The organism is Kibdelosporangium philippinense (genome assembly GCF_021390435.2).
Lineage (GTDB): Bacteria > Actinomycetota > Actinomycetes > Mycobacteriales > Pseudonocardiaceae > Kibdelosporangium > Kibdelosporangium philippinense.
In genome coordinates, this window is the sequence record NZ_JAJVCN010000001.1 from 3,864,679 (window position 1) to 3,878,887 (window position 14,209).

The window sequence follows — 14,209 nt, forward strand, 5'->3', positions numbered from 1 at the left end:
ACAGCCGTCCCACTGCTGTCCTCTAACCGGACTTGCCAGCTAGTGCCTGCGCCACCGACGCAGCCAGCCGAATCGCTTGCGCGCCTTGGGTGGGGGCTCGTTCTCCGGTTCCGGAGTCCGTGGCGGTTCCTCGGGCTCTTCAGCCTCGTGCTTGCCCCGCATCCGGTTGGTCTCGGCCATGAAGTACCCGGTCAGGCGGTCGAGGTGATCGCCGTGGGTGCTGCGCCGGGCTTCAGCGGAAGCTTGGTATTTCTCGAAATCGGTCATCGCAACCTCCTCAGGTAGGGATCGACGTACGGCACTGGCTCGACCCGGACACGCGCATCGACGACGATCCCTCCATCTCGGCCGACGACCAGCGGATTGATATCCAGTTCCGCGACCTCCGGCAGCAACTCGGCCAGTCGGGCCACCCGCAGCAGGACATCACGGACCATCTCCTTGTCCACATCGGACGTGAACAGGGCGGGGGCCGAACGGATGGAGCGGAGCATCTCGTCCGCGTCCACATCGGTCACCGGGACGAGCCGGGCCGTACGATCATTGAGCATGTCGGTGTCCACGCCGCCCAGCCCGAAGACCACGAGCGGCCCGAACGTGGGATCACTGGTCACCCCGATCAGCAACTCCCGCCCAGGTGGCACCATCAGCTGCACCACGACGCCGTGCAACGCGGTGCCGAACCGGTCCGCGAATTCTTCGAAGGCGGCACGGACGTCGGCCGCTCCGGCCAGCCCCAAACGCACTCCGCCGCCACGGCTCTTGTGCAAGAGTCCAGCCGCCACAGCCTTCATCGCGACCGGAGCATCGAACTGGCTCTGCGCGGCGAGCGCGGTCTCCACGTCCGGCGCGAACACCTCACCGAGCACTGGAAGCCCAAAGGCACGTAGCAGAGTGACGACCTCCTCGGGCTCGAGCCAGCCTCCGTTGGCATCAGCCGCGAGACGATCCCGAATGACCTGCCGTGCGAGATTCGCGTCGATGGCAGGAAGATCGGGCGTGTGCCCAGCGGGGCGGCTCAGCCAAGCAGCTCGTTCGGCGGCGAGTCCCACCGCGATAGCGGCAGCTCCGGGATCTGCGAAGCAAGGCAGGCCGTTCAGCCAGTCCACAGCGTTGCCTTGGTCGAGGCGCACCGCGATCAGCGGCTTGTTCGTCTCGGCGGCGATGGCTCCGGCAGGATCACCCAGTGCGGTGGGGGCGGCGATCGCGATCATCGCGTCGACCTTCTCGTCGGCGAGCATGATCCGCAGAGCCTGGTTGAAAACCTCGTCGGCCACGACCGCGGTCGTGTCCACCGGATTGTGCACACTGGCCAATCCCGGTAGCACCGATTTCAGTTCTCGCTGAGTGCGTTCGGACAAGGCGGCGACTTCCAGTCCATTCTGGGCGCAGGCGTCCGCCGCCAGCACACCGGCCCCACCTGCGTTGCTGATCACGGCGACACGGTTGCCCTTCGGCAACGGCTGGCGTGACAGCACGGCGATCGTCCCGGTCAACTCGGAAAGGTGATCCACCGCGAGTACACCGGCTTGCCGGAACAGCGCCTCACGCAACACCGTTGGCGTTGCCGTGGCAGCGGTGTGGGACGCGGCCGCGCGCTGACCGGCTTCCGTGCTACCCGCACGAATGGCCAGTACCGGTTTGCTCCGTGCCAAATGTCGTGCCAGCCGCGAGAACTTGCGGGGATTGCCGAACGATTCCATGTACAGCACGGCCATTTTGGTCCGCGTGTCGCTTTCCCACCAGTGCAGCAAGTCGTTGCCGCTCACGTCGTACTTGTCCCCAGTAGACACCAAAGTGGACACGCCAAGGTCCAGCCGCCGCAACTGCTCCAGCACCGCGATCGCGATGCCGCCGGATTGGGTGACCACCCCGATATCGCCCACGGTCAGACCACCAGCGGCAAAGCTCGCATCGAGCTGCACCTCGCTGTTCACCACGCCAAGGCAGTTTGGACCGACCATCCGCATGCCGTAGTGTCGGACCGTCTCCAGCAACCTCCTTGCCTGCTCAGGGTCGGTCGACAAGCCCGAACTGATCACCAGCAACGCCTTGACGCCCTCCTGGCCACACTCGGCGGCCACGTCGGCGACCGAGCGCGCCGGCACGCAGATCACCGCCAGTTCAGGCGCGTTCGGTATCGCCGATACCGAGGGGTAGCACGGCACCCCGAGCAGCTCATGAGCGTGGGGGTTGACCGCGGTCACCGTACCGGTGAAGCCGCCCGCCAGGATGTTGGACAGCACGGCGTGCCCGATGGATTCCGGCTTACGACCCGCCCCGATCACCGTGACCGAATCGGGGCAGAACAAGGGTTGTAGGCTCGCAGTGGCCGCGACCCGTTCGCGCACCGCGACCGCGTCGAGATAGCCCTCGCCCGGCACGAGGTCGATGTCCACCTTGATCACGTCGAAATTCGGCCTGGTACTGACAGCCAGCCCCATGTCCGAGAACACCCGGAGCATCCGCCAGTTGCCCGGCAACACGTCCGCTGTGAACCGCTGAACGCCGTGGCTACGCGCGAGCGAGCCGAGATGTTCAAGCAGGAGCGTGCCGATCCCGTGGTGCTGCACCTGATGCGCGACCACCAACGCCACATCGGCCGTGACCGGTGCGCTTCCCTGGATCACCACGTACGCGGCCATACCGAGCAAGACGTGACCGTCGAACGCGCCGACTCCGGCGTTCTCATCGAGCACCTTCGTGACGAAGATGTCGATGGGCGGCACGGACATGCTGAAGAACCGAAGGTAGCGATCCTCGTCCGGCATCGCCTTGTGCAGCGCGACAACCTGGTCGTGATCGGCGGCGGTCAACTGCCGGACCGTCACCATCGCCCCATCCGTGAGCAGGACCTCGCTCATTCTGTCCTCCTCGGCTTCCAGTCGCGGATCTCCGGCAGGTCCTCACCCGTGCGGCGGATGTGGTCGTGGTGCTTGGCCAGGCGCCCGAGAAGTTCTTGACGCAGGTGGCCGATCCGGCCGTCCAGCCGCGGCACACGCTCCAGCGCGGCCAGTGCGAGGTGATAGCGGTCGAGCTCGTTGAGCACGCACATGTCGAACGGGGTCGTGGTGGTGCCGTAGTCGTGGAACCCCCACACGTGCAGGTTGTCGTGACCAGGGCGACGGTAAGCCAGCCGGTGGATCAGCCACGGATAGCCGTGGAACGCGAAGATCACCGGCTTGTCCCGGGTGAAGATCTCGCCGTACTCCCGGTCGCTGATCCCGTGCGGATGCTGCTCTGGCGAGAACAACCTGCCGAGATCGACCACATTCACCACGCGGATCCGCAGATCCGGCACCAGTTCGAGCAGAACGTCCTTGGCAGCAAGGGTTTCCTGGGTCGGCACGTCACCGGCACAAGCCAGCACGACATCAGTGCCACCATCGATATCGGTGCTTGCCCAGCTCCAGACGCCGAGACCCTGCTCGCAGTGCGCGCGTGCCTCATCCGCTGTGAGGTACTGGTGTGCCGGTTGCTTTCCGGCGACGATCACGTTGACCAGGCCGCGTGTCCGCAAGCAGTGGTCGGCCACGGTCAGCAGCGAATTGGCGTCCGGCGGCAGGTAGACCCTGGCGACCTCGGGGCGCTTGCTCAGGACGTGATCGATGAACCCAGGATCCTGATGGGACGCCCCATTGTGGTCCTGTCGCCACACATGCGAGGTCAGCAGGTAGTTCAGACTCGGTACCGGACGACGCCACGGAATGTCCATGGACGTGTGCAGCCACTTGGCGTGCTGCGCGACCATCGAGTCCACGATGTGCGTGAACGCCTCGTAGCTCGACAGCAAGCCATGCCTGCCGGTCAGCAGGTAACCCTCCAGCCAACCCTGGCACAAGTGCTCAGACAGCACCTCGAAAACGCGGCCGTCACGAGCCAGGTGTTCATCGTTCGGTTCGATCGGCAACTGCCACCGGCGCCCCGTCACGTCCAAAACGTCTCCCAGGCGGTTGGACGCGTGCTCATCCGGCGCGAAGTACAGCAGGCTGTCCACATTGAGAACCATCGCATCACGGAGATAGCCCCCAAGAGCGCGGGTCGACTCAGCGGTCTTGCCGACGTCCACCGTGTACCGACGCCAGTCCGGCAAGTTGAGATCACGCTGCACCTGGCCGTGTGCGATCGGATTGGCGCTCATCCGCCTGGCGCCCAACGGGTGCCAGTACCGCACCAGCGGCGCGGGCGCGCCGTCGGTTTCAAACAGCTCGCCAGGTTGGTAGGACCGCAACCAGCTTTCCAGTTGGGCCAGCCGATGCGGGTCGGATCGGATGTCAGTGATCGGAACCTGATGCGACCGCCACGATCCCTCAACCTGGCGCCCGCCCACGGTCCGCGGCCCAGTCCACCCCTTGGGCGTGCGCAGCACGAGCACGGGCCACGCTGTCGCCCGGCTGCGGATGCCGCGGTGCGCGTCGCCTTGGATCTGCCGGATGTCGGCCAGACACTGCGCCAACGCCTCGGCGTACGCCTCGTGCACCTCGAACGGGTCCGATCCGGAAACTTCAACCGCACGCCAGCCGTGGCCGCGCAGCATCGCCGCCAGGTCATCCTTGGGCAGGCGGGAAAGCACGGTCGGGTTGGCGATCTTGTACCCGTTCAGGTGCAGGATCGGCAACACCGCCCCGTCGGTCGCCGGGTTGAGGAAGGCGGGCGCATGCCAACTCGTGGCCAGTGGCCCGGTTTCGGCTTCGCCGTCGCCGATGACGCACGCGACGATCAGCTCCGGGTTGTCGAGCGCGGCTCCCGTCGCATGGGCAAGGGAGTACCCGAGTTCGCCGCCCTCGTGGATCGAGCCAGGCAGGTGCGCCGAGGCGTGGCTGGGCACCCCGCCCGGGAACGAGAACTGACGGAACAACTCCCGCATCCCCGCCTCGTCCTGGCTGACGTGCGGGTACAGCTCGGAGTACGTGCCCTCCAGCCACGCGGCCGCATTGAGGCCCGCGGCACCATGTCCCGGCCCGGTCACAAGTAGCGCGTTGACGTCGTCGCGCATGATCAGGTGGTTAAGGTGTGCGTAGGTCAGGGTGATGCCCGGCACCGTCCCCCAGTGCCCCAGCAGCCGCGGTTTGACATGTTCCGGCTGGAGCGGCACACGCAGCAACGGGTTGTCCATCAAGTAGATCTGGCCGACTGACAGGTAATTGGCCGCTCGCCACCAGGCGTCGATCCGGCGCATCGTGTCGGTCACCGACCGCGTCTCGGTGAGCTGGGGTTGGGCGGTCATCAGGTGCCTTCCGTCAAAAGTTGCTTGCCACCAACGCTGCCCGCACGGCGTAGGGCGCCGATACTGCCGAGCGCCCTGTCCAACTCGGGCCTTTCGGCCTGTTCCAGTGCTCACAAACAAGTGCTGACTTCGTCGACCGGCCGACGACGGGTGTGCGGCGGCAGGTAGCCGTAGCCAAAACGCAGGACCGCCTGCGGATAGCCCTCCTCACCGAGCACGGACGTCAACGCGGAGCGACTCGCCGACCTCTCGACCGCCGCGGACAAAAACGACGTACTGACTTCACCGGCCGTGGCCGTGAGCAGAACCCGTTGCAGGGCCTGGCCGGCGCGCATGTGGTCACGAGCGTCGTCTCGATGGGTCAACAGCACTCCCAGCAACGGCTCCTGCTCGTATTCCCTAGGCCGCTTGTCACCGTCAGAACCATAGTGCCGCAGCAGAACCAACGGCTCGATGAGTGGCGGCGGGCCGCTGGCCAACGGCGGAACCCCATCGAGTCGGTCCGGATCCTCGGCAACCCACGCCAACAGTTCATCCTGGAAGCCGACGTCCTGCCGCTGCGAGTTCTCGGCGAACCGCAAGAGCGTGGACACCGCGTCGTATCGTTGCGGCCGAACCAACAGAACCAGCCGAGCACCTTCATGCAAAGCCGCTTGCCGCAAAGCCATCTGTACGTCGCCGCCCACCGGGTCGTCCCGGAACGGCCGCCTGTTGGTACGCCGCCGCGGGATCGCCTTGTACAGCACCAGTTCGTCAGCCCTTGCCGCGAGATGCCCGCTGACTCGCACCCGCGCCAACAGATCTCGCCGGTCAGCGTCCGGCGTGAGCCAAACGTGTACTGGAAGCCCCTGCGACCGCAGCGCCATCCGCAAGTTGAACAGCGCGGCACCACAGGACATCCGCGCCTCACGACCACCTGGGTCGGCGACCGCCAAGACACGCGATTCGTCCAGCAGAACGTCAACCTGGTCGCCGGTGACCTCGAATCGCCACGGCTGCGTGTTGTGCGGAGACGGCGCCAGAATCGCCGCCTCCAGCGCGTCCTGCCACTGGGGAGATGTCATGCCGCCACTCCCTTCTTGATCCGGGCCACCGCGAACTCGGCCTGCTCGGCCAGTTCCAGCTCTTCCCGATCGGTGATCACGAACACGCGTGGCAACGCACCCAACGGGCTGATCACCCGGTCGCCGTGTGCGGCCAGCAGCTCGTTCACCACAGTGATGCCGAGAACCTCAAGACCTCGGGTGATGTCCCCGACCAGGTTCCTGTTGTGCACGGCAACGCCACCGGTGAACACCACTGCGTCCAACCGGTCGAGCGACGCCGCCATCGCACCGATCTCCCTGCGGATGCGGTGGACGTAGACATCGACCGCCAGTTTCGTGTCCGGTGCGGCGAGTACGTCTCGCAGGTCCCCGCTGGTGCCGCTCATCCCGGCAAGGCCGGACTGGAAGTACAGGACGTCGCTCAGCTCCTCCGCGCTGATGATCTTCTGTTCCAGCATGTACACGAGCAATCCAGGATCGACCGAGCCGGACCGGGTCGCCATCACGGCACCTTCCAGCGGAGTGAATCCCATGCTCGTATCGACGCTGCGGCCGCCCTTGATGGCGGTTATGGACACTCCGGCTCCCATGTGGACACACAACGCCCGCGTATTGCCGGGCTTGTCATGCACCATCTCGGTGATCCGCCGCATCGCGTACTGACAGGACAAGCCATGGAACCCGTACCGGCGTAGTCCGTATCTCTCGGTCAGGTCTTTGGGCAAGCCGTACATTCTGGCGGCTTCGGGCATCGACGTGTGGAACGCGGTGTCGAAGCACGCCACGACCGGAGCTGAACCGAACATCGCGTACTTCGCAGCCATCAACGACCGCGGCTGATGCAGCGGTGCCAGCGGCACGAATTCCCCCAGCTCCGCCAGGATCGCCTCGTCCAGGACCGCCGGGGCGCGCCGGTCGCCGCCGTGCACGAACCGAACGGCCACGACGTCCAGATCGGGCCATTGCTTACGCCGCAAGGGCTCCGAGGTCACGCCGTCCCATCGATCGAACACAGCCCGCTCGACCTCAGTGCCGTCCACGACCAACGACAGCTTGAGGCTCGACGAACCCGGATTCACCGTCATCACACGCATACCGTTACTGTCGCTGGACGACGTCGATCCAGGTCAGTGGCCATCGACTCTCACCGGAGGGCCGAAAGACCCATTCGGCCGCCGCCAGATCAGCTTGTCCATCTCGACCACGACGAACGCGGCCACGCTCGCAGCCAGGATGAGCAGCCACACACCGACGTCCAGCGGCGCGGTGTGGAACAGAGTGTTCAGCACCGGCACGTACGTGATCAAAGCCTGCAACAACACCATCAGCCCGATGCCGGACACCAGCCAGCGGTTCCAGCCGCCCAGGCGGAGCCGGTCTAGCGAACGGCAACTGATCAGGTAGGCGATCTGCACGAACACGAACACGTTGATCGCCGCCGTTCGCGCCTCAGCCACCGACGCGCCGGCGTCCAGCAATCCGTCGAACATCAAAAACGCCGCCGCGACTAGAACAATGGACACCAGGACGATGCGACGCACCAAGTCCCCGGTGAGCAGGTGTTGTTTCGGCGAACGCGGTGGTCGTCGCATGATCCCGGGTTCCTTGGGCTCGAACGCCAACGTGAGACCAAGGAACACCGCCGTGGTCATGTTGATCCACAAGATCTGCACCGGCAGGATCGGCAACACCGCCCCGACAACGATGGCGACCAGGATCACGAGCCCCTCGGCGATGTTGGTCGGCAGGGTCCAGGCGAGGAACTTACGCAGGTTGTCAAAGACCCCACGGCCCTCCTCTACTGCGGCCTCGATGGTCGCGAAGTTGTCGTCCGCGAGCACCATGTCGGCGGCCTCCTTCGCCGCCTCCGTGCCACCACGCCCCATCGCGACGCCGATGTCCGCCTGGCGCAGCGCTGGCGCGTCGTTGACCCCGTCACCGGTCATCGCCACAACATGACCCTTGCGCTGCAACAGCTCCACCAACCGCAGCTTCTGCTCAGGCGCGACACGCGCGAACACGGACTTGCCGGCGAGTTCGTCTTCCGGAGTGGTTTCAATGTCCTTTCCGGACACGACACCGTCGCCCAGCCCGAAGTCCTGCGCGATCGCCTGCGCCGTGGCGGCATGATCACCGGTGATCATCTTGACTTCCACACCGGCCTGTTGGCACGCTGCGACAGCCGTGACCGCCTCCGCACGGGACGGGTCACGCATCACCTGAAACCCAAGCAGTTCAACGTTGCCCGGTAGACTGTCCTCATCTATGCGGGTTGTGCCGGGCGGTGGCGTGAACCTGGCGAACACCAGCACCCGCAGGCCCTGACCAGCCCAGCGCTCGGCGACTGAGTGATCCCTCTCCCCCGCCAAAGCGAGAACCCGTTCGACCGAACCCTTGACGTACCCCACAGGTCCCCGATGCAGGGTGATCATCAACTGCTTGGCCGAGTCGAACGGCACGACATCCAGCCGCGGCCACTCCTTCGTGTCGACACCAGCTTTTCCAGCCGAGACAAGCAATGCCGCTTCGGTCGGATCACCGACCACTTCCCACACACCGTCGACCTGCCGCAGGCTCGAGTCGTTGCACAGCGCCCCAGCCAACAGACACTCACGAGCGGCGTCATCCAGCCCCACCACCTCACCGACCGGGTCATACCCGTTCCCTGTGACCTCGTAGACCTTGTCTCCGACGACCACCGCAGTCACAGTCATCTGGTTGGCTGTCAACGTCCCTGTCTTGTCTGTGCAGACGACCGTGGTCCCACCCAAGGTCTCGACTGCTGGAAGACGCCGGACGATCGCGTTGCGCCGGGACATCCGCACCACGCCGATGGCCAGCACGATCGTCACCGCGGTGGGCAACCCTTCTGGGATCGCGCCCACTGCCAACGCCACCGCAGCGGTGAACATCGCTCCTGCTGGACTTCCCCGGAGCAGCCCGATCACGAACGTCACCGCCGCGAGCCCGACGATAACCAACGCCAACTGTCTGCTGAAGCCGATGAGCTTGCGGGTCAACGGGGTTTGCGTTCCGTCCGCGGCACTGACGAGCTTGTTCACCAACCCCAACTCGGTGTCGGCACCAGTCCGGACGACGATTCCACGCCCGGCACCACGGGTCACCACAGTGCCGGAATATGCCATGTTCCGCCGGTCTGCCAACGCCGTCTCGTCCGCGATCACGTCCGCGTTCTTGGCCACTGGCATGGACTCGCCCGTCAATGCCGACTCGTCAACCTGCAGCGAATCCGCCGAGATCAACCGGAGATCGGCCGCGACCTTGTCGCCTGCCTGCAGCACAAGAACATCACCGGGAACCAGATTCTCGGCAGCCAGCTTGAGTGTTGTGCCGTCCCTGACCACGCTCGCCTCAGCGGGAACCATCCGCGCCAACGCGTCCAAAGCGGACCGGGCACGGGACTCTTGAACGTACCCGATGACCGCATTCAGCAGCACCACGCCGAGAATCACGCCAGCGTCCACGAACTGCGCCATGGCCAGCGTCACGATCGCCGACACGATCAGCACATAGATCAGCGGATCGTGAAACTGCCGGACAAACCGGAGCAATGCACCGCCGTCACCTTCGACCGGCAGCGTGTTCGGCCCGAACTGGGCCTGGCGTTGCTCAACCTGCTCGCTCGACAACCCCCGTTCTTGGTCCGTCTCCAGCAAAGCGACCAAGTCCTGCGTCCTGGTCCGATAAGCGTCGTTACGCGGCAGCGAAGTCGCTATAGGCATACGGCAAGGGTCGTGATCACCGACCTTTGGGACTAGAGGCAACCGGCGCACCGATCAGGGTCTTTGGGCCTTGGTGGGCTCTCGTGCCCGGAGTGCGATGAGGGTGCAGTGGACGTCGCGTTCTTGGCAGCCGAGGACGCGGACCCCAACGTCTCCATGGCGATCGCCTCAGCCGCCGTGCTGGCTGGGCAGGCACCGAGTCAACAGGAGGTCGCGGCTTTCATCCGCAGCCGGCTGCCCCTGTACCGCGCTGGCGCCAGATCATGCGTACCGTTCCGTTCGATCTCGGCAGGCCGTACTGGGTCGACGCGCCCGAGGTCGACCTCGATTTCCACCTGCACCGGACGGTGTTGCCCGCGCCAGGTGGTGATCGGGAACTGAGCGCGCTGATGGGCCAAGTGATGTCGCAGCGCATGGACCGCACCCGGCCGCTGTGAGAGATCTGGCTGGTCGAAGGCCTGGCGGGTGGCCAATGGGCGATCTTGTCCAAAGTGAACCACTGTATGGCCGACGGGATCGGCGGAACACAGCTCTACGGAGCGATATGTGAGGTTCCCCCGGAGTAGTGGACACCGAGTTAGCAGGAACAGAGTCCTGCTGGAAGGATGTCCTCATGCCTCCTCGCAAGCGTCGGTCGTTTACAGCCGAGTACAAGGTCGAGGCTGCGCATCAGGTGATCGATTCCGGTCGCACGGTCGCTGAAGTGGCCCGGGAGTTGGGACTCAACGACGGGCTGTTGAGTATCTGGGTCAAAGACGAGCGGCGCAGGATCGCCGCGGCTGAGGTCCATGGGGACAAACCCTTGGACCCGGCGGAGCGGGCCGAGTTGCTGCGGTTGCGTAAACAGGTGACCGAGCTGGAGAAGGACAACGCGTTCCTGGTAAAAGCTTCGGCGTACTTTGCCGCGATGTAGAAGAATCAACACGGTTCGATCTGATGGTGAAGTACGCCGGCCCTGACGAGATCGCCCGGACCGCCGGCACTGCCTCACCAGAGCGCATGCGGTTCTCGGTGCTGCGGATGGCCCGGTTGCTGGTTGTGTCGAGTTCCGGTTACTACGCGTACGTGAAACGTGCTGTGGCAACGGTATTGACCCCGAGGCAGCAGCGTCGCGCCGATCTGGAGGTGAAGATCACCCAGGCGCACAAGGACTCCAGCGGCACCTACGGATCACCGCGGATCACCGCGGAGCTGCGGGGCCGGGGTGAGGTGGTCACCGAGAAGACCGTCGCCAAGATCATGGCCTCGATCGGGCTCGAAGGCATCAGTCCGCGGAGCTTCAAGGTGAAGACCACAGTGGTCGATCCGACGGCGTCGTTCCCGCCGGATCTGGTCGACCGCCTCTTCGACCAGGGCCGGCTCGACGCGGTCTGGCTCACCGATGTCACGTATCTGACGTGTGGTGCGGGTGAGATGTTCCTGTGCGCGATCCGGGACGGGCATTCCCGGAAAGTGCTGGGCTACAGCGTCGCCGAGCACATCGGCGCTGAGATGGTCACCGCGGCCATCGATGCCGCGGTGGCCGACCGTGGTGGCAGGTGTCGTGGCACGATCCCGCATTCCGATCGTGGCGGCGAGTACACCGCGCGCCTGACAGCGACAGCGTGCTTTCGCTACGGCCTGCGCCGATCAATGGGTGCGACCGGGATGTGCTGGGACAACAGCCCAGCGGAATCGTTCTGGTCGACGTTCAAACACGAGGAATACTACCGGCACGTCTACGCCACGAAGACGGAACTCGTTGCCGCAGTTGACAAGTGGATCGGTTTCTACAATAGACTCCGGCGGCACTCCGCGATCGGGATGCTCAGCCCCGACACCTATGAGCAGTCACTTCGACTGGCTGCCTGAGACGCCCACGTAAGCCCCCTGTCCACGATTCTGGGGGAACCTCACACAGTTGAGAGGCTGCCGTGCACAACGGCTAGCCCGTCGAGGCCATCACGGGCCGGCCAACGTTTCTGTGTGTGTGTGTGTGTGTTCAATCGGGTCGGCTAGTGCTTTGACCGGAATGGTTCGCCGGGGTGTCGCTCGGCGGTGACCTGCTGCAGCCGGTTCGATATGGGGACATCGTCGAGCTGGATGCGTGGAGGTGTTGGTGGCCGAACCGGTGAAAGTGCGCAGGCTGACCGATCAGGAAGGCCGGCGACTGCAGCAGATCGTGCGTCGGGGCAGCACCAGTTCGGTGCGCTACCGGCGGGCGATGATGATTTTGGCCTCGGCCGGTGGCAACCGCGTGCCGGTGATCGCACAACTGGTTGCGGCGGACGAGGACACCGTCCGGGAGGTGCTCCACCGGTTCAACGAGATCGGCTTGGCCTGCCTGGACCCTCAGTGGGCGGGAGGCCGTCCCCGCCTGCTCAGTCCTGACCAGGAAGACCTCGTCGTGGCGACGGCCACCACCCGCCCAACGAACCTCGACCAGCCTTTCACTCGCTGGTCGATCCGCAAACTCGCCGCCTACCTGTGCACCACCGCCGGCGGGGCGATCCGGATCGGCCGTGAGGCATTGCGGTGTCTGTTGGCTCGCCGCGGTATCACCTTCCAGCGCACCAAGACCTGGAAGGAATCCACTGATCCCGACCGTGACGCCAAACTCGACCGCATCGAGCACGTCATCGACAACTTCCCGGATCGCACGTTCGCCTTCGACGAGTTCGGCCCGTTGGGGATCCGTCCGACCGGTGGTGCCTGCTGGGCCGAACGCGGTCGGCCCGACCGGGTGGCGGCGACCTATCACCGCACCCATGGCGTGACCTACTTTCACGGCTGCTACTCGATCGGCGACGACACCCTGTGGGGTGTCAACCGACAGCGGAAAGGCACCACCAACACCCTGGCAGCGTTGAAGTCGATCCGGGCTGCCCGTCCGGATGGCGCTCCGATTTACGTGATCCTGGACAACCTGTCCGCTCACAAGGGACCGGTGATTCGCCGGTGGACCAGGCACAACAAGGTCCGGTTGTGTTTCACTCCGACCAACGCCTCGTGGGCCAACCCGATCGAGGCGCATTTCGGGCCGTTACGGCAGTTCACCCTGGCCAACTCCCAGCATCCGAACCACACCGTGCAGACCCGTGTCCTGCACGCCTATCTACGGTGGCGCAACGCCAATGCCCGCCACCCCGAGGTGCTGGCCGCGCAACGGCCGCGAACGCGCCCGCATCCGCAGTGAGAAAGGCATCCGTTGGGGCGGCCGCCCCAACACCAAAGCGGCCTGACACCCCGGCGAACGTATCCGGTCACAGCACTAGGGTCTGTTTCGAAAGTCATGGGAGCCACTCGTTGATCGCTGCGATGGTGACCGTGGTTTCGTAGCGAACGGCGAGCTTGTCGTATCTGGTGGCGACGGCTCGGTTTCGTTTGAGACGGTTGATCCCGCACTCGACAGCGTGCCGTTGCTTGTAGATCTCCTTGTCGAATGCGGGTGGTCGTCCTCCGTGTGAGCCCTTGTTCTTGCGGTTGCGGACCTGGTCGGCCTTGTCCGGGATGGTGCAGCGGATACCGCGCCTGCGCAGGTAGGCGCGGTTGGCGCGGGACCCGTAGGCTTTGTCGCCGAGCACCCGATTCGGGCGGCAGCGCGGCCGACCGCGATCCCGCCGGGGTACCCGGATACGGTCGAGCACCACCTGAAACTGGGGCGAGTCACCTCGCTGGCCAGCGGTGATCACGATTGATAAGGGCTTTTGTCCCTGCTCGACCGCCAGGTGAGTCTTGGTCGTCAACCCGCCTCGGGAGCGCCCCAGCCCGTGATCGGCCGGTTCGACCTCGACCCCGCCCGGAGACTCCTTCTGGAGATCCCCTTTTGACGCGCACCAGCCGCGTGCTGGTGCGCACGAGCCACCGTGGAGTCCACGCTGACATCCCAGGTGATCAGGCCCGCAGCGTCCGCGTCCGCCTGCAACGCGACCAGAATCCTCTTCCACGTGCCATCCCGTTGCCACCGCCGGAACAAGCCATACACCGTCTCCCACGGGCCGTAACGCTCCGGCAGATCCCGCCACGGCACACCGGTTCGAACCCGAAACCGGATCCCGTCAATAAGCTTCCGCTTCGCATGCTTCGGCGGCCTGCCAGGCTTCTTGCCCCTGGGCAGCAAGGGTTCCAGCTTCGCCCACTGCTCGTTGGTCAGATCACCACGCCCCACGAATCAAGATCATCTCAAACCTTGATCAACTTGTGAAACAGGCCCT

At 65.1% G+C, this 14,209-nt stretch carries 10 protein-coding genes and 1 pseudogene; 4 read left to right on the forward strand and 7 right to left on the reverse strand.

The window, feature by feature from the left end; genetic code table 11:
• Nucleotides 1-39: 39 nt before the first annotated feature.
• From LWC34_RS17895 to LWC34_RS17920, 6 genes are all read right to left on the reverse strand, one after another.
• On the reverse strand, nt 40-267 hold the full coding sequence (locus LWC34_RS17895; RefSeq protein WP_233726172.1) for a hypothetical protein: 228 nt from the start codon (nt 265-267) through the stop codon (nt 40-42).
• Nucleotides 264-2,864: a bifunctional acetate--CoA ligase family protein/GNAT family N-acetyltransferase gene (locus tag LWC34_RS17900; RefSeq protein ID WP_233726173.1), complete on the reverse strand. Its 2,601-nt coding sequence runs from the start codon at nt 2,862-2,864 to the stop codon at nt 264-266. Before LWC34_RS17900 ends, LWC34_RS17895 begins: the two co-directional genes overlap by 4 nt.
• On the reverse strand, nt 2,861-5,227 hold the full coding sequence (locus LWC34_RS17905) for a phosphoketolase family protein (RefSeq protein WP_233726174.1): 2,367 nt from the start codon (nt 5,225-5,227) through the stop codon (nt 2,861-2,863). The genes LWC34_RS17900 and LWC34_RS17905 overlap by 4 nt, the downstream gene beginning before the upstream one ends.
• A gap of 110 nt (nt 5,228-5,337) precedes the next feature.
• A complete protein-coding gene (locus LWC34_RS17910; protein WP_233723114.1) occupies nt 5,338-6,291 on the reverse strand; it encodes an Acg family FMN-binding oxidoreductase in 954 nt (317 codons plus the stop codon).
• Nucleotides 6,288-7,367, reverse strand: a complete 1,080-nt coding sequence (locus tag LWC34_RS17915; RefSeq protein ID WP_233726175.1) for an acetate/propionate family kinase — start codon at nt 7,365-7,367, stop codon at nt 6,288-6,290. Before LWC34_RS17915 ends, LWC34_RS17910 begins: the two co-directional genes overlap by 4 nt.
• A gap of 33 nt (nt 7,368-7,400) precedes the next feature.
• Nucleotides 7,401-10,016, reverse strand: coding sequence for an HAD-IC family P-type ATPase (locus LWC34_RS17920; RefSeq protein ID WP_233726176.1), 2,616 nt, complete (start codon nt 10,014-10,016; stop codon nt 7,401-7,403).
• 248 nt (nt 10,017-10,264) lie between these two features.
• Here LWC34_RS17920 and LWC34_RS17925 point away from each other — a divergent pair.
• The 4 genes and pseudogenes from LWC34_RS17925 to LWC34_RS17940 form a co-directional block, all read left to right on the forward strand.
• A pseudogene (locus tag LWC34_RS17925) lies at nt 10,265-10,582 on the forward strand (wax ester/triacylglycerol synthase domain-containing protein); the annotation flags it as partial.
• 47 nt (nt 10,583-10,629) lie between these two features.
• Entirely contained in the window at nt 10,630-10,929 is a 300-nt protein-coding gene (locus LWC34_RS17930; protein WP_233726177.1) for a transposase, read from the forward strand.
• A gap of 23 nt (nt 10,930-10,952) precedes the next feature.
• Nucleotides 10,953-11,867, forward strand: coding sequence for an IS3 family transposase (locus tag LWC34_RS17935; RefSeq protein WP_233726178.1), 915 nt, complete (start codon nt 10,953-10,955; stop codon nt 11,865-11,867).
• A gap of 247 nt (nt 11,868-12,114) precedes the next feature.
• Nucleotides 12,115-13,191, forward strand: a complete 1,077-nt coding sequence (locus LWC34_RS17940) for an IS630 family transposase (RefSeq protein WP_233726179.1) — start codon at nt 12,115-12,117, stop codon at nt 13,189-13,191.
• 94 nt (nt 13,192-13,285) lie between these two features.
• On the opposite strand, the gene LWC34_RS17945 is transcribed toward LWC34_RS17940, so the two are convergent.
• A protein-coding gene (locus LWC34_RS17945; protein WP_233723324.1) for an IS5 family transposase occupies nt 13,286-14,163 on the reverse strand; the annotation gives its coding sequence in 2 pieces (ribosomal slippage) (nt 13,286-13,822 and nt 13,825-14,163; 876 coding nt in all).
• Nucleotides 14,164-14,209 lie beyond the last annotated feature (46 nt).

What these genes read in the sequence shown, in the direction of transcription:
- LWC34_RS17895 (WP_233726172.1), bottom strand. Translation starts at nt 267, where the DNA reads ATGACCGATTTCGAGAAATACCAAGCTTCCGCTGAAGCCCGGCGCAGC.
- LWC34_RS17900 (WP_233726173.1), bottom strand. Translation starts at nt 2,864, where the DNA reads ATGAGCGAGGTCCTGCTCACGGATGGGGCGATGGTGACGGTCCGGCAG.
- LWC34_RS17905 (WP_233726174.1), bottom strand. Translation starts at nt 5,227, where the DNA reads ATGACCGCCCAACCCCAGCTCACCGAGACGCGGTCGGTGACCGACACG.
- LWC34_RS17910 (WP_233723114.1), bottom strand. Translation starts at nt 6,291, where the DNA reads ATGACATCTCCCCAGTGGCAGGACGCGCTGGAGGCGGCGATTCTGGCG.
- LWC34_RS17915 (WP_233726175.1), bottom strand. Translation starts at nt 7,367, where the DNA reads ATGCGTGTGATGACGGTGAATCCGGGTTCGTCGAGCCTCAAGCTGTCG.
- LWC34_RS17920 (WP_233726176.1), bottom strand. Translation starts at nt 10,016, where the DNA reads ATGCCTATAGCGACTTCGCTGCCGCGTAACGACGCTTATCGGACCAGG.
- LWC34_RS17930 (WP_233726177.1), top strand. Translation starts at nt 10,630, where the DNA reads ATGCCTCCTCGCAAGCGTCGGTCGTTTACAGCCGAGTACAAGGTCGAG.
- LWC34_RS17935 (WP_233726178.1), top strand. Translation starts at nt 10,953, where the DNA reads ATGGTGAAGTACGCCGGCCCTGACGAGATCGCCCGGACCGCCGGCACT.